Below are 24530 nucleotides of genomic sequence, written 5' to 3'. Positions count from 1 at the left end.
CGTCACGTCCGCCGCTGCAAATACCGGTACAGGCGCTCGACCGACTCGTCCAGCGCCAGGGTGCCCGTATCCAGGGTCAGCGCGGCCGCCAGCGGCGCTTCGTAAGGGGCGGAAATGCCCGTGAATTGCGCCAGCTGCCCCGCGCGCGCCTTTTCATACAGGCCTTTCGGATCGCGCGCCTCGCACACGGCCAGCGGCGTGCTGACGTGGACTTCGATGAAATGCGCCGTGCCGATGATGGCGGCAGCCATGGCCCGGTCGGTGCGATACGGCGAAATGAGGGCGGCGATGACGGTCAGGCCCGCCCCGTTCATCAGGCACGCCACTTCGGCCGTGCGGCGGATGTTTTCATGCCGGTCTTCGGGCGTAAAACCCAGGTCGCGGTTCAAGCCATGGCGCAGCTGGTCGCCGTCGAGCAGCGCCACGGCGCGGCCCTGCACCTTGAGCCGGTGCGCCAGCGCATCGGCGATGCTGGACTTGCCGGCGCCGCTCAAGCCCGTCAGCCAGACCGTGTCGTGTTGTCCTGCTGTCATCACACTGCCTCTCCTCTTGTAGAGCTGGCAATATAACAAAGCCGCGCAGGAAAGGACAGATTATCAGGCAGCGCTGCGCGTCTCAAGCAGCAATTGTCGTATCTCCGGCACGCAGGAGCCGCAATTGCCGCCCGCATTGACGCAGGCCGTCACCTGCGCCGTCGTCGTCAACTGCTGTTCCACGATGGCCGCGCAAATGGTATTGCGTCCCACGCCAAAGCACGAACACACGGTGGGCCCCGCGTCCACGCCCTTGCCGATGGGCTGCCCCAGCAGCACGCCAGCGCGGTCGGCCGCATCCATTTGCGCGTGCGCAAACAGGCCCGCCAGCCAGCTGCGCGACGGCAGGTCGGGACGCGGCGAGACATACACGCATTGCGCGATACGCCCCTCGTCCAGGTGTACGGCGCGGTACACGCCGGCACTGGCGTCCGCATAATCGAGCCAGTCGGCATTCTCGTCCGTGACGCCCAGCAGCGCGCGCGCCCAGGCGCCCAGGTCTTCGATGCGCTGGCGGCCGGCCAGTTCGTAGCGCAGGAACTGCTCGCCCTGGATGCGCGTCCAGTGCGCCACGCCGTCGAGGTTCAAGGGCGTGCGGCTCAGGACAAACGCATGCCAGTGCACGCGGAACTGCTCGATGCGCACGGGCGTGTGCTTGAATTCCGGCTCGCCCGAGACAGGATCGACGACGGGGTTGACGACGGCGCCCACGCGCGCATCGGACGCATTGGCGTCGCTCCAGTGTATCGGCACGAAGACCTGGCCGCGCGCAATGCCGCCGCCATGCACGACGCGCGCCACCATCGCGCCCCAGGCGCTGGAAATGCGCGCCAGCTCGCCTTCGCGCACGCTGTACAGCAGCGCATCCTGCGGGTGGATGTCGATGAAGGCTTCGGCGATGTGGCCTGACAGTTTCGCCGCCTTGCCCGTGCGCGTCATCGTGTGCCACTGGTCGCGCACCCGGCCCGTGTTGAGGATCAGCGGATAGTCCTCGTCGGGCATGTTGCGCGGCGCGCGCGGCGCCGTGGGAATGAAGCGCGCGCGCCCGTCCGCATGCGCGAAACGGCCGTCGCCGAACAACCTCGCCTGGCCCTGCGGCCACTGCTGCGGCGCCAGGGCGTCATAGCGCGCCGCATCCAGGCCAGCCAGGTGGCCCAGGTTGAACAGGCGCGCCGTGTCTCCCGCGTTGCGGAAGGCGGACAGGCGCGCGTGTTCGTCGAAGATGGCCTGCGGCGACGTGAAATCGAAGCCGGCATGGCCCATGCGCCGTGCCACGTCGCACAGCACGTCCCAGTCGGCGCGCGCCTCGCCGGGCGCCGGCAAAAACGCCCGCTGGCGCGAGATGCGGCGCTCGGAATTGGTCACCGTGCCATCCTTCTCTCCCCAGCCCAGGGCCGGCAGCAGCACGTCGGCATGGGCATTCGTGTCCGACCCGGCGCTGATGTCCGACACCACCACCAGTTCGCATTTGGCCAGCGCGCGGCGCACCTGGTCGGCGTCCGGCATGCTGACCAGCGGATTGGTGGCGATGACCCACACGGCTTTCACCTTGCCCGCCTCGATGGCCTGGAACAGGTCCACGGCCTTCAGGCCAGGCTTGCTTGCCATGCGCGGAGAGCCCCAGAAGGTTTGCACGGCTTCGCGGTGCAGCGGCTTGTCCAGCTCCAGGTGCGCCGCCAGCATGTTGGCCAGGCCGCCCACTTCGCGCCCGCCCATGGCGTTTGGCTGGCCCGTGAGGGAGAACGGCCCCATGCCCGGCTGGCCGATGCGCCCCGTCGCCAGATGGCAGTTGATGATGCTGTTGACCTTGTCCGTGCCGGAGGACGACTGGTTCACGCCCTGCGAAAACGCCGTGACGACCTTGCGCGTGGCGGCAAATGCCTGGTAAAACGCCAGCAAGGCGTGCGGGTCGACCTTGCAGATGGCCGCCACCTGCAAGGGGTCGCCGCAATCCACGTGGGCGGCCGCCAGCGCTTCGTCCAGTCCCGCACTGTGCCGCGTGACGAAAGCGTCATCGATCGCGCCTTCGCGTGCCAGGTAGCACAGCAAGCCGTTGAACAGCCACACGTCGGTGCCCGGCTTCACGGGCAGGTGCAAATCGGCCAGCTCGCAGGTGGCCGTGCGGCGCGGGTCGATCACCACCAGTTTCATGTGCGGCCGGCTTTCCTTGATACGTGTGATGCGCTGGAACAGGATCGGGTGGCACCAGGCCGTGTTCGAGCCCACCAGCACCACCATGTCGGCCAGTTCCAGGTCTTCATAGCAGCCCGGCACGATATCCTCGCCGAACGCGCGCTTGTGGCCCGCCACGGCCGACGACATGCACAGGCGCGAATTGGTATCGATATTCGCGCTGCCCACATAGCCCTTCATGAATTTGTTGGCGATGTAATAGTCTTCCGTCAGCAGTTGGCCCGAGACATACAGGGCGACGGCGTCGGGGCCGTGCTCGGCGATGATGGCGCGCAAGCCGCCGGCCACCTGGTCCAGCGCGGCATCCCAGGATGCGCGCTGCAGCACGCCATCGACACGCACCTGCGGATACAGCAGGCGCTTGTCGAGGTCCAGGGTGTCGCCCAGGGCCGAGCCTTTCACGCACAGCTTGCCCAGGTTGGCCGGGTGGCCGCTATCGCCGGCGATGCGGATGGCGCCGTCGGGAAGGCGTGTCGCTTCCACGCCGCAGCCGACGCCGCAATACGGGCAAGTGGTTTTCACGGGCATGCAGCTAGTCATGAAAGTATCCTGTTGGTCGCTGTCAGGCGGCCTGGGCGCACAGCGCCTGGCCAAACAATAAATGGGTGCGCAGTTTGCTGATGTCGCGGCGCTGCTGGATCAGGTCGAAATACCAGGGACCGTCCTGCACGTCGCCATACAGCACGGCGCCGGCCAGGCGGCTGCCCTGCACCACCAGCCGCTTGTAGACGCCGCGGCGCGGGTCGCGCAGCACCAGGTCTTCGCTGCCCTCGCCGCCGATGATGTCGCCGGCCGAGTACAGGTCGATGCCCGTCACTTTCAGTTTGGTGGCGCTGGCCTGCTGCACGTAGCGGCGGTGTCCCGCGCCGGCCAGGTGCGCGCCGCACACGCGCGCCTGTTCCCAGATGGGCGCGACCAGGCCGAAGGTGGCGCGCCGGTGCTGCACGCATTCGCCCACGGCGTACACGCGCGGGTCGTAGCTTTGCAGGCAGTCGTCGACGACGATGGCCCGTTCGCAGTGCAGGCCGGCCGCTTGCGCCAGGGCGATGTTGGGGCGCACGCCGGCCGTCATCACCACCAGGTCGGCGGGGATGCTGCTGCCGTCCGCAAACTGCACGCCTTCCACGCGGGCGCTGCCCATGATGGCGGACGTTTGCGCGTGCATCAGAAAACGCAGGCCGCGCGCTTCCAGCGCCGATTTCAGCAGCATCGATGCGGGCGCATCGAGCTGCTGGTTCATCAGGGCGCCGCTCATGTGCACGACCGTGACGTCCATGCCCTGGCGCTGCAAGCCGTTGGCCGCTTCCAGCCCCAGCAAACCGCCGCCGATGACCACCGCGTGGCGGTGCGTGCGCGCCGCCTGCAGCATGGTATCGACGTCGCTGATGTCGCGAAAGCCGATCACGCCGGGCAGTTCGTGGCCCGGCACGGGCACGATGAAGGGAGTGGAACCGGTGGCCAGCAGCAGGCGGTCATAGGCAACCGTGATGCCGGACAGCGACTGCACGGTGCGCGCCTTGCGGTCGATGCGCACGACGGGATCGCCCGCGTGCAGGGTGATGCCGTTTTGCGCATACCAGTCGCGCGTATGCAGCATGATGTCGTCCACCGACTTTTCGCCGGCCAGCACGGGAGAGAGCAGGATGCGGTTGTAATTGCCGTGCGGCTCGGCGCCGAACACGGTGATGTCGTACAGGTCCGGCGCGAGTTTCAAGAGTTCCTCTACCGTGCGCATGCCGGCCATGCCGTTACCGACCACCACGAGCGCGGGACGCCGGGGCGGGTTCACAGGGCCACCCACACCATGTCCGCGAACACGCGCGCCGGCCAGGTGGCCACCGAATGCTCGGGCGCTTCGATGCACTCGCCGCTGGCCAGGTCGAAGTGCTGCTTGTAGATGGGCGAGGCGACGACGACGCGCTCGCCGATGCTGCCCACCAGGCCACGCGACAGCACGGAAGCGCCCGCATTCGGGTCGACATTGTCGATGGCGTACACGCGCGGCGCGGCATCGCCGACGCGGAACACGGCCACGTGGCGGCCACCGAGCAGCGCGCACACGCCCGTGTCGGGCACGATGTCGGTCAAGGGACAGATGGCTACCCAGTTATCGGCGGTGGCGCCGGAAAGTTCATTCATCGCATTCATGACTCAAGCCTCCACGGCAAGGATGGGGATCACGGTGCTGCGGCGTTCCATCTCGGTGGCGGGGCGGATCTGGCCCCGCTCTTCGACGAACACCACGTTTTCATCGCCTTTGTCGCTGTTGACGAAATGGCGGAAGCGCTGGCGCACGGCGGGGTTGGAAACGGCTTCCTTCCACTCGCAGGCATACGTGTCGACCACGTGCTGCATGTCCGCTTCCAGCTCGTGGGCGATGCCCAGCCGGTCGGCCACGACGACGGCTTTCAGGTAATCGAGGCCCCCTTCGAGGTTGTCGCGCCAGACGCTGGTGCGCTGCAGGCGGTCGGCCGTGCGCACGTAAAACATCAGGAAGCGGTCGACATAGCGCACCAGGGTGGCTTCATCGAGGTCGGACGCCAGCAACTCCGCATGGCGCGGCTTCATGCCGCCATTGCCGCACACGTACAGGTTCCAGCCCTTTTCCGTGGCGATCAGGCCGATATCCTTGCCCTGCGCCTCGGCGCATTCGCGCGTGCAGCCGGAGACGCCGAACTTGATCTTGTGCGGCGTGCGCAAGCCCTTGTAGCGGTTTTCCAGCTGGATCGCAAACCCCAAGCTGTCGGCCACGCCATAGCGGCACCAGGTGGAGCCGACGCACGATTTCACCGTGCGCAGCGACTTGCCGTAGGCGTGGCCCGACTCGAAGCCGGCCGCGATCAGTTCTTCCCAGATGGCCGGCAACTGGTCGACGCGCGCGCCGAACAGGTCGACCCGCTGGCCGCCCGTGATTTTCGTGTAGAGACCGTATTTTTTCGCCACCATGCCCACGGCGATCAGGCCGTCGGCCGTCACTTCGCCGCCCGGCATGCGCGGCACGACGGAGTACGTGCCATCCTTCTGGATATTGCCGAGAAAATAATCATTGCTGTCCTGCAGGCTGGCGTGCACGGGAGACAGGACGAAATCGTTCCAGCACGATGCCAGGATATTCGCCGCCACGGGCTTGCACACGTCGCAACCCAAACCCTGGCCATGCGCGGACAGCAGCGCGCCGAAGCTGCGGATTTTGCCCACGCGGACCAAATGGTGCAATTCCTGGCGCGAGTACGCAAAGTGTTCGCACACGTGGTTGTTGACGGCCAGGCCCTGCTTCTGCATTTCCGCCTTCATGATCTGCGTCACCAGCGGCACGCAGCCGCCGCACGCGGTGCCGGCTTTCGTGCAGGATTTTAATGCGCCGATGGTGGTGGCGCCATCGGCGACGGCCGCGCACAGCGCGCCTTTAGACACGTCATTGCACGAGCAGATTTGCGCCGACTCGGGCAAGGCATCCACGCCCAGGCCCGCCTTTTGCTGGCCGTCGGCCTGGGGCAGGATCAGGAACTCGGGGGATGCCGGCAGCTCGATTTTATTGAGCATCATCTGCAGCAAGGTGCCGTACTCGCTGGCGTCGCCCACCATCACGCCGCCCAGCAGATACTTGCCGCAATCGGAAACGACGATCTTCTTGTAGATCTGCTTGCGTTCATCCATGAACTGGTAGGAGCGGCTGCCGGGCGCATTGCCGTGCGGGTCGCCCAGGCTGGCCACGTCCACGCCCATCAGTTTGAGCTTGGTGCTCATGTCGGCGCCCTTGAACGAGGCTTCGCCCTCTTCCTGCAGCACGTGGCGCGCCGCGATGCGCGCCATCTCATAGCCGGGCGCCACCAGGCCAAACACCAGGCCGCCCCACAGCGCGCATTCACCGATCGCGTAGATGTCCGGGTCGGATGTGACGCAGCTGTCGTCGATGGCGATGCCGCCGCGTGGTCCCACGTCCAGGCCGCAGGCGCGCGCCAGTTCGTCGCGCGGGCGGATGCCGGCCGAGAAGACGATCATGTCCGCTTCCAGGTGGCTGCCGTCGGCGAACTGCATGCGGTGCGTGGCCGCTTCGCCGTCGACGATGGCCAGGGTGTTCTTTTGCGTGTGCACGGTCACGCCCAGTTCCTCGATCTTGCGGCGCAGGACGCGCGCACCGCCTTCATCGACCTGCACGGCCATCAGGCGCGGCGCGAATTCCACCACGTGGGTGTCCAGCTTCAAATCCCTCAAGGCCTTCGCGCATTCGAGACCCAGCAATCCCCCGCCGATCACCACGCCCGTTTTTGACTTTCCGCCCCAGGCCAGCATGGCTTCCAGGTCTTCGATGGTGCGGTAGACGAAGCAGCCATCGCGCTCCTTGCCCGGCAGCGGCGGCACGAACGGCGTGGAGCCGGTGGCGAACACCAGCTTGTCGTAGCCCAGCACTTCACCCGTGCTGGCGGTGACGGTTTTCGCCGCGCGGTCGATGGACACGGCGCGCGCATTGAGCTTCAGGACGACGTTGCCCTTGTCGAAGAAGCCGGGCGCCACCAGCGACAGGTCCTCGGCCGATTTGCCGCTGAAAAATTCGGACAGGTGCACCCTGTCGTAGGCGGGGCGCGGCTCTTCGCACAAGACCGTCACGGACAGGCGCGTGTTGTTCTCCAGCGCCAGGCGTTCGAGGAATTTGTGTCCGACCATGCCATGGCCAAGGACGACGATGTTCAAGGGGTGGTTCATTGTTCTCTCCTCAGGCCGCGGCCATGTTTGGTTCAGCCGCTTCGCGGGTAAAGCGCACGGCGATGGCGCACAGGGCCGAGATCACCACCAGCGCGCTGAGGATGATCAGGGTCTGGCGGATGTCGCCCGTGCCCTTCATCAGGAAACCGGCCGCCACGGCGCCCACATTGCCGCCGGCGCCGATGATGCCGGCCACGCCACCCAGGGCACGGCTGTCGATGAATGGCACCAGCGCATAGGTCGCGCCGCACGCCATGTGGGTGAACAGGCCGAAGACCAGCATGGCGATGACGGCGTACGTGACGCTGTCGACCTTGGCAAACCACAGCAGGCCCACGCCTTCGCCGATCATCAGCATGAACAGCAGGGTGACGCGGCTGTTCAGGTTGCCGCGCAGGGCAAGCTTGTCGGACATCCAGCCGCCCAAGGCGCGGGCGAACAGGGCCAGCAAGCCGAAGCTGCCGGCGGCCAGGCCGGCCGATTTCAGCGACAGGCCGAAATGGTCGACGTAGTACACGGCGGCGATGTTGTGGATGAAGATTTCGATGCCGAAGCAGGCGCCATAGGTGACGAACAGCAGCCACACGCGATAATTGCTGCTGGCGGCCTTGAAGCTGTCCCAGCCACCTTTCTTTCCACCCGCGATAGCCACGCCAGCCTTACGCAAGTCCGAGTAATTACCTTCCGGGCAATCCTGCGTATAGCGCCAGTAGAGGGCAGCCATCACCAGCATCAGCACGCCCGGCACCAGCAGGGCGACGCGCCAGCCCAGCGATTCGGACACGCCCAGCATCAGCACGGCACCGAGCAGCAAGGGCATCAGCGCCTGCGCCGCGCCGCCGCCCGCATTGCCCCAGCCGGCTGCCGCCGCATTCGCCGTCCCCACTACGCGGGGCGCGAACATCACGGAGGTGTGATATTGCGTGATGACAAAGCTGGCGCCGACGGCGCCGATGCCCAGGCGGAAGAACAGAAAGCTTTCATAGCTTTGCGAAGCGGCCACGCCCAGCACGGGAATGGCACCCAGCAGCAGCAAGCCCGTGTAGGTCTTGCGCGGGCCGTAGCGGTCGCACAAGGGTCCCACGATCAGGCGCACGAGGATGGTGATGGCGACGGCCGCGATATTGATGTTCGCCACTTGTGCCAAGGAAAGGCCGAACTCGCCCTTGATGACCGGCATCAGGGGAGCGCAGGCGAACCATGCGAAGAAACACACGAAAAATGCCATCCACGTCAGGTGGAATGCGCGCATGGGTGGCGTGGCGAGGGAGAAGAGCGCGATGCTCGTTGCTTTTTGGCTGGCCATGATAGGTTCCCGAAATATCCCGTTGATAAAACAAAACGGCGTCCGCCCCCGCCGATGAGAAAAATCAGCCTGGGCGGACGCCGTTGTCCATGTGGTCCGTCGTTGGACCGTTGTGCGTTTATTCAGGGGATCGCCGTTGATCCGTACCTTCTGTTTAGCAAGTGCCGTGCCAGCTTGCCTGACGGGCACGCAGCATCATTCACACCGGCTTTGCGCCAGATCATGGCCAATCACGGTGCAAGCATGCCACTTGCTGGTGCATGCGGGAACCAGCGATGGCATATCTTGTCTAACTGCCATCTGAAGCAGTACGGGAGGCCACGATGGTCAAGACATTGCGCTGGCTACGGCCGCCATGGCTGGCTGGCGTGGGTGCAGGGCTGCTGCTCATTACGTGGAGTAACACTGCCGCCGCGCAAGAGCCGAAGGAACACAGCGAACTCGATGCCACCGTCGCCGCGCCCTTCCACGCCGCGCGCGGCGAGCGGGCAACGCAGGCGCGTGCATTTGTCGTGCACCTCGCCTATCCGGGCGAAGGCCGCACCCATGCGGTGCGCTGGACATTGACCTTGTCCGGCCCGGGGCCGCAAGGCGCCGTGCTGCGGCGCTGGTCGGGCACGCAACAGGTAGGGGCCGGCGGCAAGAGTGTCACCTTGCCCTGGGATGGCCGCGCCGGCGCCGATGCGCCCAAACGGCGGGGGCTGGCGCCAGACGGCTTGTACCAGTTGCGCCTGCTTGCCGTGGCCGATGCGGGCACGCCGCAGGAAACGCAGGTGGAGCAGCAATGGCCGATCCAGGTGCGGCGGCGCAGCGGCACGGCGCCCACGGTGCCCGCCTTCCAGGCCGGCTTGCAACAACTGCCCAGCCTGGAAGGCCAGCCCGGCTACCGCATCGTCTACGCCAACTTGCACAGCCAGACGCGCCACAGCGACGGCGGCGCGGCGCTCGATGCCTGCCATGGCGCGCAGGATCCGCAAACGGCGCCCTTCGGCCCCATCGATGCCTACAAGTATGCGCAGCAACATGGGCTCGACGCCCTGCTGACATCCGAGCACAACCATATGTATGACGGTTCCGACGGCACCAACCCAGCCGCCACCGCTGCCGAAGCGACAGCCTTGTACCAGACGGGGCTGGCCGAAGCGGCCGCGTATACCGCCGCCCACCCCGGCTTCCTGGCCCTGTACGGCATGGAATGGGGCGTCATCAACAAGTGCGGCCATGTGAATATCCTCAATAGCGAGCAGCTGCTGGCCTGGGAACGGAATGCCCTGGGCGAGCTACTGGCCGACGTGGAAACGCCGAAGGGCGATTACGCGGGCCTGTACGCGCTGATGCGCGAACGGGGCTGGGTCGGCCAGTTCAACCACCCCGCCCAAACGGGCCAGTTTCTCGTCAATGGCCAGCCGCTGGGCTACACGCCGGATGGCGACGCGGCCATGGTGCTGTGCGAAGTCATGAACACGTCCGCTTTTTCCACCAACGACCAGGAAACGGAGACGCGGCGCAGCAATTACGAGGCAGCCTGCAACCGGGCCCTGTCGGCCGGCTACCACCTGGCCTTCAGCAGCAACCAAGACAACCATTGCGCCAACTGGGGCGCGTCGTATGGCAACCGCACGGCCGTGCTGGTGAGCAGCCCGGCCGCCGGCATGCCTGTTTCACGCGACAGCTTCCTCGAAGCGCTGCGCGCGCGCCGCGTGTTCGCCACCATGGACAAGCACGCGCAGCTGCTGTTCACGGCCAACGGCAAGCTGATGGGCGAGCGTTTCGACAACCATGGCCCCTTGCACCTGGCCACCCATTTCAGCAACAGCGCCGGGCGGCAAGCGGCCGCTGTCGCCATCTTCCACGGTGTGCCGGGCGGCAACGGGTCCGTCACACAAGTGTCTGACCAGGCCGAGCTCACCCTCACGCCCGCGCCCGGCCCCCATTTCTATTACGCGCGGCTGGTGCAGCACGATGGCAACATCGTCTGGTCGGCGCCCGTGTGGGTCAATCAGTTGCCGTGACGGTGACAGTGACAGCGGGGGCGGAATGCCGGGCCATCAGTTCGGCCACCCAGTCGATAAAGACGCGCAGTTTCTTGCTGACATGGCGGTTCGGCGGATAGGCCAGATGGAGCGGCATGGCATCGACCGTCCATGCGGGGAACAGCGGCAGCAGCTCGCCCCTGGCCACGTGCGGCCGCGCCATGTAGTCGGGCAGCCACAGCACGCCCAGCCCCGCCACCCCGGCCGCCAGGTAGGCGTTGCCGTCGTCGATCGACAGCACGTACTGGCCATGGATCTTCACGCTCTGGCCCTCGCGGTGCATCACGTACGGAAAGCCGTTGTCGCTGCTGGCCCAGCAAAAGCGCACGATGCGGTGCGCGCTGTCCTGCAAGTCCAGCGGATGCAAGGGCGTGCCCACCCGCTGCAGATAGGCGGGCGCCGCATACACGCCCAGCGGCAAGTCTGCGAGCTTGCGCGCCATCAGCGACTGGTCGGTGATGTCACCGCCGCGTATCACGCAATCGACATTCTCGTCGATCACGTCGACCATGCGGTCGCTGGCGCCCATGTCGAGCACGATATCGGGATACCGCGCATGGAACCCGGGCAGCGCCGGCACCAGCAGCAAAGCGGCGAACGGACTGGGCACGTCCACGCGCAACTGGCCCCGCGGCAAGGCGGCGGCGTGCGGCAAGCTCGTTTCGATTTCTTCCAGGGTGTCGAGCACCTGCACGATGCGCTCGTAATAGGCGGCGCCATCGGCCGTCACATTGACCTTGCGCGTGGTGCGGTTCAGCAGCTTCAGGCGCAGCCGCGCCTCGAGCTGCTGCACCAGCTGCGTCACCGTGGTGCGGCTCATGTGCAAGGTCGCGGCCGCCCGCGTAAAACTGCCCGTCTCGACCACCCGCACGAAAGCCTTCATCGCATCAAACCTGTCCATCTACACCTCCGCCATTCGATTGTTTGGATTATACAAACAGTGCAGGCGATTCTGGCCGCTTTATCAGCTGACTGGCAGCAGATAAAGTGTTCTCCAGGCAGCAACTTCGCTGCATCAACAAAGGAAAGCTGATGAAACGCGACGTCGTATTCCCTCCGGGCCGCCAAGCCCTGTATGAACAGAACCGCTATTCCCCGGCCGTGCGCGCCAACGGCCTGCTGTTCGTCTCCGGCCAGGTCGGCAGCCGCGAAGACGGCACGCCCGAACCCGGACTCGACGCCCAGGTCCGGCGTGCGTTCGACAACCTGAACGCCATCTTGCAAGCGGCCGGCTGTACCTTCGACGATGTGCAGGATGTGACCATCTTTATCGTCGACCCGCAGGCCAACTTCCAGCGCATCTGGGATATCGTGCAGGCCGGGTACTGGGGCCAGGCGCCGCACCCGACGGTGACGGCCGTGGGCGTGACGTGGCTGTATGGTTTCCAGTTCGAGATCAAGGTGGTGGCCAGGCTGCCTGGCCACCACGCAGACCCTGGAAGCGTGCAGGAAAAATAGCGGCAGGTTTTCCCTCGCACGATTGCCCGCCGCAAGGTGTGCTGGCACTGATCTGTGGCAACATGGCAGCGCCGTTTTGACAGCATGTTGACAGCAAGGCGGCGCAAGCAACCCATGCCAGGAAACGCAATGAAGCCAAAAGCACTGATCGTCGCCCATATTGAAGCGTTCTTGCTGGAGCCGCTGAGCGCAGCAGGCTTCAAGTTCTCGCCAAGCCAGCTGACCTTCAAGCGCACGCGGAACGAATTCGTCCAGGCCATCCATTTCCAGGCCAACCGCCATAACGAAGAGCATCTCTGCGTGGCATTCTGGAGCCACTATCAGGTTTCGTCGAGATCCTATACATCGTGGCACAAGGCGCGTTACGCTCACGAACCTGCCAACAATATCGTTGGCGATGTGGCCGACTGGAATATCAGAAACTGGCAATTCCCTGTCATCGATGGCAAGGAGGACAAGGAACACCAGCTCGTCGATCCGTCCCATCGGACAACAGTCATGGCCTGCCTGCGGGACAATCTGCTGAAGTTGGCCATTCCCTGGCTCGACCACCGGTCCAACTGGGAAAATGCGGCCCTGGCCCTGGTCGCAGCGCAAGGCTCGCATGCCAGGGCCTGCGATTTTTATCTGATCGCCGGCAAGCAGGAAAAAGCCTTGTGGGCCTTGCACGAAGGCATGGCCTACTGGGAAAGAAACCCCAAGGCATCTTATCCGCAAGAAAAAGAGGAGATCGTTTTGCGTATGGAACACTACTTCAATGCGACACCAATCTGAACCATGACAGCGATCACTTGCCCCTACGATGGCGACTGCGGGCACTCATTCGCCCCCAGCGCAATGGCAGCGTCGGATGGCGCGTTCTTAACGACGGCCGTCGCCAAAAAGATGACGTTCATGTTCCTGCACTGCCCCGCATGTACAAGGATGTTCCAGTTCAATCCGGTCGCCTGGACAGCGCAGGCTTGCGAAGCTGCCGCGCCCAAGGCTGCCAGGGTCGCGAAGAAAAGCGGCAAGCAGCTGGACAAATTGCTGGCCAGGGAAAAAGTGGCCCTGCCCCCGGCCTATCTCGATCACCTCCACAGCGGAAAGTCGCGTCGCGAGGTGGCGATTTGCAGCGATGAAGATCCTTTCACGCTGTACAGCCTGGACGAGCTGTGCAAAAAGGTCGATGTGGATGGAACAAGCTATCTGGCAGTCAGGCAACTGGCAGGCTTTGCCCAGGCCCTGGCGCAAGCGGCGGGAGCAGGCTCGAAGCAGGCAGCACCGTTCAGTCTTGCCGAGCTGGCGGCTTGCCTGGCCATCGGCGAGGAAAATACGCGCATCCTGTTCATCGACAGCCGCGACAATGAGGCATTGTGGATTTATCACCCCGACGGCGGCGATGTCGACAAGACACGGCTCACCGTGACCTCCCTGATCGGGCCTGGCGCCCCCTGAAGGGCGCATCACGCCGCAGATTCTGCGGCCTGCTTCCGTTCCAGCAAACAATATTGGAAAAGCATGTTATTTTTTAAATAGTCGTTTATAGACACTGGTTCCCCGCAGCAATCCATGGCACCATGGGTGCGCCGTTTTGACAGCAACACGGCACAACCGACCATCGTCAAGGAACCCTGTCCATGTCTTTTTATCGCAAGTTTGCCGGCAGCATGCTGCTGGGCCTGGCCACAGCGGGCGTCGCCCATGCCCAAGCCCCGGCGCCCGCCTCCACCCCTGCCGATCCCCACCTTTGGCTGGAAGAAGTCCTCGGCGACAAGCCGCTGGCCTGGGTCAAGCAGCACAATGCCGTCGCCACCAGGGAACTGGAAAGCCAGCCCGGTTTCGCCGCCCTGCAGGCGCGCCTGAAAACCATCCTCAATTCCAAGGAACGCATTCCCTACGTCAGCAAGGAAGGCGAGTATTACTACAACTTCTGGCGCGACGCCCAGCACGTGCGCGGCATCTGGCGCCGCACCACCCTGGCGCAATACCAGCTGGCCGAGCCAAATTGGGAAACCGTGATCGACCTCGACCAGCTGGCCGCCGGCGAGAGTGAAAACTGGGTCTGGGGCGGCGCCACCTGCCTGTATCCGAAGGGCGAACGCTGCCTCATTTCCCTGTCGCGCGGCGGCGGCGACGCCAAGGTGGTGCGCGAATACGACGTGGCCAAGCGCGCCTTTGTGGACGGCGGCTTTACCCTGCCCGAAGCGAAGGGCAGCGCCAGCTGGATCGACCAGGATACCCTGTTCGTCTCCACGGATTTCGGCCCCGGCTCGATGACCAGCTCCGGCTACCCGCGCATCATCAAGCAGTGGCAGCGCGGTACGCCGCTGGCGCAGGCGCAAACGCTGTACGAAGCCAAGCCCGACGACCTGAGTGCGGGCGCCTACAAGGATTTCACGCCCGGCCACGAACACCAGTTCATCGAGCGGCAAATCGATTTCTACAGCGGCGAAATGTTCCTGCGCGACGGCGCCGAGTTGAAGAAAGTGCCGAAACCGGACGACGCGACGGCATTCACCGTGCGCGACCAGCTGGTCATCACCCTGCGCTCGGACTGGAAAATCAACGGCAAGACCTATGCGCAAGGTTCGCTGCTGGCGACGGATTTCAAGGCCTTCATGCAGGGCAAGCAGGAACTGGAAGTGCTGTACGCGCCCACGGCCACGTCTTCGCTGGACAATGTCACGGCGACGAAATCGGCCATCCTCGTGACGACCCTGGACAAGGTCAAGAACCGCCTGACGGAACTGCGCCACGTGAACGGCAAGTGGCAGCGCCGCGCCGTCGATGCGCCGAAACTGGGCACCCTGGCCGTCAGCGCGCTCGATCCCGTCGATTCGGACCAATACTTCCTGACGGTGACCGACTTCCTCAATCCGACCACCCTGTACCTGGCCACGGCGCAGAGCGACAAGCGCACGAAAATCAAGTCGCTGCCCGCCTACTACGACGCGGCGCCGTACAAGGTGGAGCAGTTCGAATCGACGTCGAAGGACGGCACCAGGGTGCCGTATTTCGCCATCATGTCCAAGAAGACGAAGTTCGACGGCAGCAACCCCACCGTGCTGTACGGCTATGGCGGCTTCGAAGTGTCGCTGAAACCGAGCTACAGCGGCACCACGGGCGTGGCGTGGCTGGAAAAGGGCGGCGTGTACGTGCTGGCGAATATCCGCGGCGGCGGCGAATTCGGTCCCCGCTGGCATCAGGCGGCATTGAAGGAAAACCGCCAGCGCGCGTATGACGACTTCATCTCGGTGGCGCAGGATCTGATCAAGCGCAAGGTCACCAGCCCGCGCCACCTGGGCATTATGGGCGGCAGCAATGGCGGCCTGCTGACGGGCGCCGTGCTGGTGCAGCGTCCCGACCTGTTCAACGCCGTCGTCAGCCAGGTGCCGCTGCTCGACATGCGCCGCTATAACAAGATGCTGGCGGGCGCCTCGTGGATGGGAGAGTACGGCGACCCGGACGTGCCGGAACAATGGGCTTATATCAGCAAATACTCGCCGTACCAGAACGTCTTCAAGGACAAGAAATATCCGCGCGTGCTGTTTACCACTTCGACGCGCGACGACCGGGTCCACCCTGGCCATGCGCGCAAGATGGTGGCGAAGATGGAAGAGCAAGGCCACGACGTGCTGTACTGGGAAAATACGGAAGGCGGCCACGCGGGTGCCGCCAACAACGACCAGCAGGCGCTGATGTGGGCTCTGACCTACACCTTCCTGCTGGAGCAGCTGAAGTAATGGGGTGGTGTCGGATTACGCATCCCGCTAATCCGACCTGCCCGGCCTGCCCGGCTGCAGGATTGCCTACTTCGCCTGCGCGCTGGGGCGTTCGGCGATGCGGTCGCGGTAAGCCTGCAGGTTGGACAAGCCTTCCGCGCCGGGACGGTACTTCATCAGGCCGCGCGCAAATTCCAGCGCACAAAATGCCGTGATGTCGGCAATCGTGAACCGTTCGCCGGCGATGTACGGCTGGCTGCCCAGCACCTGGTCCAGCCATTGCGCCGTTTCGCGCAGCTTGCCCGCCTGCGCCGCGGCGAAATCGGGAAACTGCGGGTTTTCCAGCGCCACCAGGGCCGGATGGCCGTGGCGCACCCAGTTGGCGGTGGCGCTGAACAAATGCAGTTCCACGCGGCGGTCCGCCATTTCGATGAAGGCGCGTTCCTCGAAGCCTTCGCCCATCAGGTTCGGCTGCGGCTGCAAGCCTTCCAGGTAGGTGCAGATGGCGCGCGTCTCGGTCAGCACGCGCCCGTCCGCCAATTCCAGCACGGGCACGCGGCCCAGCGGGTTTTTCGCCAGGAAGGCGGGATCGCGGTGCTGCCCCGCCATCAGGTCGAGCGCCACTTCCTCGATGCCGGTGATGCCCTTCTCGGCGATGAACATGGTGACGCGGCGTGGATTGGGCGTGCGGGGGCTGATAGTCAGTTTCATGTGCAGGTCTCGTCTCGTTGTAGTGGTGGATGGTGGTTGACAGTCAGGTGCGGCACCAGCCTGTGGCAATGCAGTCAGGCGCCCATCATACCAGCGCACCGTCGTGGTGCGGCGCTCCTGGCGCGTTGACTTTGCCCCCGTTTCCACTTAGATTGCTGTACGGGAACGCTGGCTTCCAGTTCCAGCGATGTCCCCCAACCGCCATCAACGCTCGCAGCCTACCCGGCCGGCGGGCGTTTTACCCATGAACGAAGGGCATACCATGCATCGCACACCGACTCCGCGTTTCCGCCGCAGCCATCTGGCCGCCGCCGTCCTGGCGCTGACCGCCGTCACCGGCTTCACCCCGGGCCACGCCGCGCCCGCCGCCAAATACGCGTCGGCCAGCCACGCCCTTGGCACCACCACGCAGCTGCCGCGCGGCGTCACGCCTTTGCACTACATCCTGTCGATCACGCCGGATGCCGCCGCCTCGACCTTCAAGGGCGAAGCCGCCATCAAGGTGGCCGTCGACACGCCAACATCCAGCATCACCTTCAATGCCCTGAACCTGGCGTTTGCCGCCGCCGCCATCGAAGGCGCGGGCGGCAGCAAGCAGGTGACGCGCAAGATCGATATCGATGCGGACAAGCAGACGGCCACCGTGCATTTTGCCGAGCCGCTGGCCAAGGGCGAGTACCTGTTGCGCATCGACTACACCGGCAAGATCGGCACGCAGGCGACGGGCCTGTTCTCGCTCGACTACGATACGCCGCAAGGACGCCAGCGCGCCCTGTACACGCAGTTCGAGAATTCGGATGCGCGCAGCATGCTGCCATCGTGGGATGAACCGGACTACAAGGCCACCTTCGCGCTGGACGTGGTCGTGCCGAGCAACCAAATGGCCGTCGGCAACATGCCGATCGCCCGCAGCGAAGAGCTGGGCAATGGCAAGAAGCACGTGTATTTCGCCACCACGCCGCGCATGTCGACCTATCTGCTGTTCTTCGGCCTGGGCGACTTCGAGCGCGCCACGGCCATGAGCGACGGCACGGAAATAGGCGTCATCACGAAGAAGGGCGCGCTGGCGCAAAGCCGCTTCGCGCTCGACGAATCGGCCGCCCTGCTGCGCGAATACAACGATTATTTCGGCGTGCGCTACCCGCTGCCCAAGCTCGACAACATCGCCGCGCCGGGCCGCAGCCAGTTCTTCGGCGCCATGGAAAACTGGGGCGCCGTCTTCACCTTCGAATACGGCCTGCTGCTCGACCCGACCATCTCGACGCAGACCGACAAGGAAAACATCTACACCACCCTGTCGCATGAAATGGCGCACCAGTGGTTCGGCGACCTGGTCACCATGCGCTGGTGGGACGACCTGTGGCTCAACGAAGGTTTTGCGTCGTGGATGGAAAGCCGCACCACGGAGCGTCTGCACCCGGAATGGAACACGGCCCTGTCCAACGTGGGCGGACGCGAATCGGCCATGAGCCAGGATGCGCTGCGCACCACGCACCCGGTGGTGCAGCGCATCGCCACCGTGGAACAGGCCAGCCAGGCCTTCGACGGCATCACCTACCAGAAGGGCGAAGCGGTGATTCGCATGCTCGAAGCGTACGTGGGCGCCGACACGTGGCGCACGGCTGTGCGCAGCTACATGCGCAAGCATGCGTATGGCAATACGGTGTCGGACGACCTGTGGCGCGAAGTCGATGCGGCCGCGGGCAAGCCCGTCAGCGCCATCGCCCATGACTTCACCCTGCAACCGGGCGTGCCGATGATCACCGTCGGCGCAGCCGTGTGCAGGAAGGGCAGTACGCGCGTGACCTTGACGCAGACGGAATTTTCCAAGGATAAGCCGGACAAGAAGCCGCTGTCGTGGAAAGTGCCGGTGATCGCTTCGACGGTCGGCAACGGCAAGCTGGCCAAGGTAGTGATCAAGAATGGCAAGGCGACCCTGAACGTGCCCGGTTGCGGCGCCCTGCTGGTGAACGCGGGCCAGAGCGGCTACTACCGCACCCTGTACGCGCCAGCCGGCACGCACGCGCTGGCGGGCAGCTTCGCGCGCCTGGCGCCGATCGATCAACTGGGCTTGCTGGCGGACAGCCAGTCGCTGGGCATGGCGGGCTTGCAAGACCCGGCGGCTTTCCTGGAACTGGTGAAGGCCACGCCGCTGTCGGCCGATCCGCAAGTGCTGGGCCGCGTGGCCGGCTCGCTGAACGGCCTGTATGAGCAGTATGCGGGCGATAGCGCGGAAAGCAAGGCGCGCCAGCAGGCTTTCGGCCGCTTCGCCATGGCGCGCCTGGCGCCGATGATGGCGCAGACGGGCTGGGAAGCGCGCGCGGGCGAAGCGTCGAGCGTGGCGACCCTGCGCGGACGCCTGATTTCCATCCTCGGCGACATGGGCGAGCCGGGGGTGATCGCAGAAGCGCGCCGCCGCTACGCGGCCAGCGAACAGGATCCGGCCGCCATGCCTGCGCCGCTGCGCCGCACCATCCTGGGCGTGGTGGCGCAGCATGCGGACGCCGCCACCTGGGAGCAGTTGCACGCCAAGGCGCAGCAGGAAAAGACGCCGCTGGTCAAGAACCAGCTGTACGACTTGCTGGCCTCGACCGACGATGCGGCCCTGGCGCAGCGGGCGCTGGCGCTGGCGCTCACGGATGAACCTGGCGTGACCAACAGCCCGGCCATGATCTCGCGCGTTTCGCGCAGGCATCCTGAACTGGCCTTCGACTTCGCGCTGGCGCACCTGGAGCAAGTCAATGCGCGCATCGACGCCAGTTCGCGCAGCCGCTACTTCCCGCGCCTGGCGGCCGGTTCGGCGCAGCCGGAAATGATCGCCAAGCTGGAAGCGTATGCGCAGGCCAACCTGCCGGCCAGCGCGCGCGGCGACGCCGACAGTTCCGTGGCCGGCATCAAGTACCGCATCAAGGTGCGTGCCGAACGCCTGCCGGCCGTCGATGCGTGGCTGGCCAAGCAAACGGGCTAAGCGCCCGCGCCCGGCGCCGCAGTACGGCGGCGCCGGGCATTTTTCAGCCCTGTACGAAAATCCGGGCAAAAAAAACCGGCTTCGCAAAGTGCGGTAGCCGGTTGAAACGCTGTTTCAGAGCGCAGGGATAAAGCAGGAAAACACATGAAAAAGTGGAAATCGTGCCGGTCATTGAGGTGTCCGGCAACCTTGCGCCCGGGGTTTCCGTGCGCCATGTATCCACTATGCCAGCCCTTGCCGGAAACAGGCTTAGGACTTCATTAAATCCCCGCCCGATCCCCGCATTTCCCCTGTCCCACCCTGCAATCATTACTATAAAACAAGTTTTACATATCTGGTGCCGATGGTTGAGCTCACCGGCTAAGCTGTTGAGTCATGCCTGCATCCTATCGCTCCCGGAGCGTAGTGATTTGCGCATTGCATGCTGTGTGCCAACAAAAGCATCATAACAGCGCCATATGACCGCCTTATGACGTAGCGCTATGGTGCGCCGCCTTCCTTCGCGGAACTTTTGATACCCGTCAACTCAATTTCCACGCGGCGGTTCGGCTGCAGACAGGCGATCAGGGCGGCGCGCGGCGCCACCTTGTCGCAGGCGGCGGCGGGTTCCGCCTTGCCCTTGCCATACGCGCTGATGACATTGGCGATGCCTTGCTCGCGCAGCAACTGTTTCACCGTCAGCGCGCGCCGTTCGGACAGGGCCTGGTTGTAGCTGTCCGAACCCAGGCGGTCCGTGTGGCCCGTTACGGAAAGCGTATCGATCTGCACATAGCCCTGCTTCAGGCGCGCCGCCAGTTCCCGGATTTTCTCGACGCCCTGCGGCAGCACGTCGGCCGCACCGGCCTTGTCGAAACGGAACAAAGCATCCATGTCCAGCGTGATGCGTTCATGCTCGATGCGCGGCGGCAGGATTTCCGGCGGCTTCGGCTTGTCGGCCGGGCAAGCCGCGGCGGCGGACCGGGCGGCGGCCTGCGCATCCTCGGCCAGCTGCACGTAAGGGTTCGCGTGGCGCCAGCCCTGCTGCTTGTACTCATTGCCCGCATGCACCAGCTCCACTTCGCCGCACGCCACCTTTTGCGCCGCGCAGGCGAAGCCGGGCGACTCGCGCAACGTTCCAAAGCCGGACCACAGATCGTCGCGCAGGCGCGTGGCATCGTTCACCAGCGGCGTGGCGTCGCCGGGATTGGGCGTGCTGCCGTCTTCCAGCGCGGCGACGATCTTTGCCGATTCCTGCAAGGCTTGCAGGGGAAAGGCCGAGCGATCGTTGCGCGTGTACTCATGGAAGGACACGTCGAGCCAGCATTGCGCCTTGGACAGGTAATAATCGCCCACGCGCACGCCGCCGTCGTTGAGCTTCTTGATGCGTTCCTGCAGCAGGCGATAAGCCTGCTGGTCCGCAGAGACGGCCTGGTCGCTGATGCGCAGCTGGGGCATGGCCAGCGGCGCCGTCGGCAGGGCGGGCGTGGCGGCCTGGGCCAGTCCCATGGCCAGCAGGCTGGCGAGCGGTATCAGTGCGTTCATTGGTATCTTCGTCGGTGTCATCGTCGGTGTCATTTTCGGAGTCATGGTAGTTTTCATGGCCGGGCCAGGGTACGGTTGATGGTGGCGTCTTTGCCTTTGAACAGGTTTTCATCGAACTTGAAGCGCAGGCGCAGATAGGGGCCGCGCGCCGTGTAGTCGGCGCCCGTCAGGTCGCGGTCGGAAAAGCCCGACCAGTTGTGTCCGGCCGACAGCCACAGGTTTTGCGCCAGCAGATAGCCCACTTCGACGCCATTGGCCCACTGGCGGCTGCCCCCTTGCGGGCTGCCCATCACGGCAGCCAGCACGCCGATATCCCAGTGCTTGCTGATGTCGTACACGGTGCGCCCGGAAAACAGCCATGCCGTGTATTTCTCTTGCCCGGCAGGCAGGTTCTTGTCGTCGTTGTGTTTGGCGGCGACCCGGCCCGTGAACCACCACGGACGGCTGGGGTGGTAATCGAGGTGCGTGGAAACGATATGCGCGCGGTAATTGTCGCCATCGATCTGCGACTGGTCGCGCACGGTCTTGTACTCGTAGCGGGCCAGGCCGTTGAAACGGTTGTCGTCCACGGGGCGCCAGGCAAAGCCCAGCTGCGCCCTATCCTGCAGCACGTTGCCGACAGGCGCGCCGCTGGCGTCGTCGTTGTTGCGCGTGTACAGCAGGTAATTACGCGCAAGCAAGGTCCAATCGCGGCTCAGCTTGCGCGCCCAGGCGATGGTATTGAGCCATTGATCCTGGCGCTGGTTGCCCGGCGCGATCTCGCTGTCGAACAATCGCCGGTACTCGAGCTTGACGGAGCCGCGCCACAGGGGATTGACGGCATAGTCGAATCCCGCCGCCACGGCCACGGCTTGCTGTTGCTGGCCGTTCATGACTTTCAGGTATTCGATATTCGTGTTCGCCGCCAGCCCCTCGCCCAGGTTCCACGTGTTGCGCAAGCCGGACGCCAGCTGCAGGTCGCGCTGGTTGCTGAGGCTGTAATCCATGGCGTCGCGCATGCGGTACTCGCCAAACACGGTGCCGCCCGGCATGTAGCCCGTATCCGCGCCGGCGATGAAACTGGTGCTGCGGTCGGCCGGATTGAGCGAGTAGGCGGATGCCAGCCCCGTCTGGTTTTCATAGCGCGCGTACAGGCGGCTGCGTTCGGCCAGCTGGTATTGCGCGCCCAGGCCGTAGCGGTGCTGGTCCGCATCGGAGACGCTTTTTTCCACGTCGCCATTCAGCGTCCAGCGCTCCGTGGCCTTGTATTGCGCCCCCAGGCGCACGGTGGTGGCGTCCAGCGGCGCCGTCGTGCCCGTGCCAGCGCCGGGATTGATCGGCGCAAACGTGGTGATGCTGCCGCCCGTGACAGGATCGATGGCCGTGTTCGCCGTGCCGTTGCCGAAGAAGCCGCCCGTGGGATTGAGGCCCGTGCCCAGTGGCGAAGTATTCGGCGCGATGCCGGCCGTCGACGGCATGCCGCCGCTCTCCTTCATGTGCTGGACGGACACGTCGAGCAGCCAGCGTTCGCTGGCGTTCCACGCCACGCCCAGGCGCTGGGCATCGCGGCGCGCATCCGTGCTGCGCTCGTCGCTGCGGATGGCCTCGCCATACACGGTGACGGCGGGACTGAGCTTGTAGCCCGCCTTCACGCCCGCCTCGCCCCGTCCGCCCGTGATGCCGGCCGCCGTATTGTTGAAATCCCTGTCGGAACGGTGCCAGTAGGCTTTCGCTTCCAGCTTGTCATCCTTGTGCTGCAACTCGACCCGGGCCGCATTGCCGCTGACTTCATCGCGCAGCTCGCCCGCCTGGCCGGATGGCGTCGTGTAGATACTGCCGCCCGCGCTGTAGCTGGTGGACGTGGTGCGCGCCACTTCGAGCACCAGCAGGCTGTGCTCGCCGAAGCGCAAGCCCGCATTGACGCTGTGCAATTTATACGGCGACAAGGGGTTTTTATCTTCCACCGCCGAGCCGCCGAGCGACACCATCTTGCCCAGTTGCACTTGCCCATCCACGCCCAGGGTCCAGAATTTCTCGCCGCCCTGGTCCACCTCATAGCTGATGCGGATCGATTGCGGGTCGCCATTCGGCGTCAGCGCGGGGATCGCCTGCTTGAACAGGATGCGTCCGCTGAACGGCTCGAAGCTGTAATCCTCGAAACGGCGCAGCTGCGTCACTTGCACGATATTGCCGTTCTGGTTCTTGTCGCGCACCACGATCTCGATCTTTTCCGAGTTTTCGATGGCGTTGTTGTTGCGCACGGCAAATGGTCCCGACGTGCCGTTCGCACGGTATTCCTCGACCACCTGCTTGAGGCTATCGTTGATGGCGAAGGCATTCGCGACGATGCCATCCCGCTCGTAATGGCCGCGCCCGCCCGTGGCCGTGCGGTTGTACTGGCCCAGTTTTCTCTGCTGCAAGTTGGCCACGGCACCGCCGCCCGTCATCTGGCTGAAGCCGTCGCCGGTGGCAAAGTCGCCGTACAGCACGTAGCTTTTCTGCTGGTCGATGCGCACGTACAGGCGGTCGCTGGAGCGGGCGTCGAAATTGCGCACGGAACTGTCGCCGTAGACGGGATAAAACTCTTCCGGATTGACGTCGCGCATGAGACGCGCGCGCGTATCCTTGTCCGAGTCGTAGGCGGCCGTCAGCAAGGCGTCGCCACGGATCGTCCCCTTTAAAAACATCGCGGCGCGGCCCGCCACGTTGGCCTTGCCATTGTTGAAGGCGCGGCTCCAGCGCACGATGTCGCGTTCGAAACCATCGTTGAAGCGCGACGGCGAAATGTCGCTGCTCGACAGGCTGCGCTTGCTAATGATGCCGTCGATCAAGCCCACGGCCAGCATGTCGCGCAGTTCCGGCAAGAAACTGATCGTGCCCTGCGCCGCCACGGCACCGGCCGACACGCGCAGCAGCACGTCCTGCGGCGTGGCCGGAGCCAGCAGGCTGAAGCTCGCTACACCATCCTCCACCGTCAATTGGGTGCCGGGCGTGACCTTGTCGGCGTCGCGCCGCTCCGGGCCCAGTTCATCGGTCCGCGCGCCGGGCAGCAGGATACGCCCGCCGCTGGCCTCGATGGTCAGCAAGGCCGTGCCCATCAAGGGCTTGCCCTGCGCGTCATACAGCCTGACCGTCACCTTGACGGGGCTCTGGCCATCGGCCGGTGCCTCGCCGTGATCCGTCTCGACGGCGATGCGCGCCACGCCCCGGTTGATGGCGTAATCGGTGCCGCCGACCTTGCCGGCGAGGAAGGACGGCGCCGCCACGACGGAGCCTGCCGCATGCTCCGGCAAGGGCAGTTGCGCCAGGCTGGCGGCCGGGAATGCCAGCAGGGCCAGCGCGGCGGCCATGCGCCGGGGCGCGGGGAGCGTTCTCTTCATGGCTTGTTTCTCTTTGGCGGCATTGGCAGGCGGCAAGTAG

The 24530-nt window shown here is 65.0% G+C and carries 16 protein-coding genes; 6 read left to right on the top strand and 10 right to left on the bottom strand.

Annotated elements, in window-relative coordinates:
* Window positions 1-2: 2 nt before the first annotated feature.
* The 6 genes from cysC to IGS58_RS08385 form a co-directional block, all read right to left on the bottom strand.
* Entirely contained in the window at window positions 3-533 is a 531-nt protein-coding gene (gene cysC, locus IGS58_RS08410) for an adenylyl-sulfate kinase (RefSeq protein ID WP_230521077.1), read from the bottom strand.
* 63 nt (window positions 534-596) lie between these two features.
* Window positions 597-3266, bottom strand: a complete 2670-nt coding sequence (locus IGS58_RS08405) for a nitrate reductase (RefSeq protein WP_230521076.1) — start codon at window positions 3264-3266, stop codon at window positions 597-599.
* A gap of 22 nt (window positions 3267-3288) precedes the next feature.
* The gene (locus tag IGS58_RS08400; RefSeq protein WP_329957976.1) at window positions 3289-4515 is read right to left on the bottom strand and encodes an NAD(P)/FAD-dependent oxidoreductase; all 1227 of its coding nucleotides are present in this window, start codon (window positions 4513-4515) and stop codon (window positions 3289-3291) included.
* Window positions 4512-4865 carry a nitrite reductase small subunit NirD gene (nirD, locus tag IGS58_RS08395; protein WP_070256593.1) on the bottom strand — a complete coding sequence of 118 codons (354 nt, stop codon included), beginning with the start codon at window positions 4863-4865 and terminating at the stop codon, window positions 4512-4514. Before nirD ends, IGS58_RS08400 begins: the two co-directional genes overlap by 4 nt.
* Before the next feature lie 12 nt (window positions 4866-4877).
* Window positions 4878-7430, bottom strand: coding sequence for a nitrite reductase large subunit NirB (gene nirB, locus IGS58_RS08390; RefSeq protein WP_230521075.1), 2553 nt, complete (start codon window positions 7428-7430; stop codon window positions 4878-4880).
* 10 nt (window positions 7431-7440) lie between these two features.
* Window positions 7441-8736, bottom strand: coding sequence for an MFS transporter (locus IGS58_RS08385; protein ID WP_230521074.1), 1296 nt, complete (start codon window positions 8734-8736; stop codon window positions 7441-7443).
* 323 nt (window positions 8737-9059) lie between these two features.
* Here IGS58_RS08385 and IGS58_RS08380 point away from each other — a divergent pair, with 323 nt between their 5' ends.
* Window positions 9060-10748 carry a CehA/McbA family metallohydrolase gene (locus tag IGS58_RS08380; protein WP_230521073.1) on the top strand — a complete coding sequence of 563 codons (1689 nt, stop codon included), beginning with the start codon at window positions 9060-9062 and terminating at the stop codon, window positions 10746-10748.
* Here the strand turns inward: IGS58_RS08380 and IGS58_RS08375 are convergent.
* On the bottom strand, window positions 10732-11670 hold the full coding sequence (locus tag IGS58_RS08375; RefSeq protein ID WP_230521072.1) for a LysR family transcriptional regulator: 939 nt from the start codon (window positions 11668-11670) through the stop codon (window positions 10732-10734). The two genes, IGS58_RS08380 and IGS58_RS08375, sit on opposite strands and share 17 nt — an antisense overlap.
* A gap of 128 nt (window positions 11671-11798) precedes the next feature.
* Here IGS58_RS08375 and IGS58_RS08370 point away from each other — a divergent pair, with 128 nt between their 5' ends.
* The 4 genes from IGS58_RS08370 to IGS58_RS08355 all read left to right on the top strand — a co-directional run bounded on the left by IGS58_RS08370 (window position 11799) and on the right by IGS58_RS08355 (window position 15952).
* A complete protein-coding gene (locus IGS58_RS08370; RefSeq protein WP_099394675.1) occupies window positions 11799-12227 on the top strand; it encodes a RidA family protein in 429 nt (142 codons plus the stop codon).
* 129 nt (window positions 12228-12356) lie between these two features.
* On the top strand, window positions 12357-13001 hold the full coding sequence (locus tag IGS58_RS08365; protein WP_230521071.1) for a DUF4304 domain-containing protein: 645 nt from the start codon (window positions 12357-12359) through the stop codon (window positions 12999-13001).
* Between the two features lie 3 nt (window positions 13002-13004).
* On the top strand, window positions 13005-13664 hold the full coding sequence (locus IGS58_RS08360) for a hypothetical protein (protein ID WP_230521070.1): 660 nt from the start codon (window positions 13005-13007) through the stop codon (window positions 13662-13664).
* 182 nt (window positions 13665-13846) lie between these two features.
* A complete protein-coding gene (locus tag IGS58_RS08355; protein ID WP_230521069.1) occupies window positions 13847-15952 on the top strand; it encodes a prolyl oligopeptidase family serine peptidase in 2106 nt (701 codons plus the stop codon).
* A gap of 66 nt (window positions 15953-16018) precedes the next feature.
* Here the strand turns inward: IGS58_RS08355 and IGS58_RS08350 are convergent, their stop codons facing one another.
* Window positions 16019-16642: a glutathione S-transferase family protein gene (locus tag IGS58_RS08350; protein WP_034779137.1), complete on the bottom strand. Its 624-nt coding sequence runs from the start codon at window positions 16640-16642 to the stop codon at window positions 16019-16021.
* A gap of 262 nt (window positions 16643-16904) precedes the next feature.
* On the opposite strand from IGS58_RS08350, the gene IGS58_RS08345 reads away from it, so the two are divergent.
* Window positions 16905-19610, top strand: a complete 2706-nt coding sequence (locus IGS58_RS08345) for a M1 family metallopeptidase (RefSeq protein WP_230521068.1) — start codon at window positions 16905-16907, stop codon at window positions 19608-19610.
* Between the two features lie 480 nt (window positions 19611-20090).
* Here IGS58_RS08345 and IGS58_RS08340 read toward each other — a convergent pair whose 3' ends face one another.
* Together IGS58_RS08340 and IGS58_RS08335 are read right to left on the bottom strand one after the other, a co-directional pair.
* Entirely contained in the window at window positions 20091-21131 is a 1041-nt protein-coding gene (locus IGS58_RS08340; RefSeq protein WP_230521067.1) for an OmpA family protein, read from the bottom strand.
* A gap of 53 nt (window positions 21132-21184) precedes the next feature.
* Window positions 21185-24490, bottom strand: a complete 3306-nt coding sequence (locus tag IGS58_RS08335; protein WP_230521066.1) for a hypothetical protein — start codon at window positions 24488-24490, stop codon at window positions 21185-21187.
* Window positions 24491-24530 lie beyond the last annotated feature (40 nt).

The organism is Janthinobacterium sp. EB271-G4-7A, assembly GCF_020858075.1.
Classification (GTDB): Bacteria; Pseudomonadota; Gammaproteobacteria; order Burkholderiales; family Burkholderiaceae_D; genus Janthinobacterium; species Janthinobacterium lividum.
This window is presented reverse-complemented; position numbering and strand designations above follow the sequence as displayed.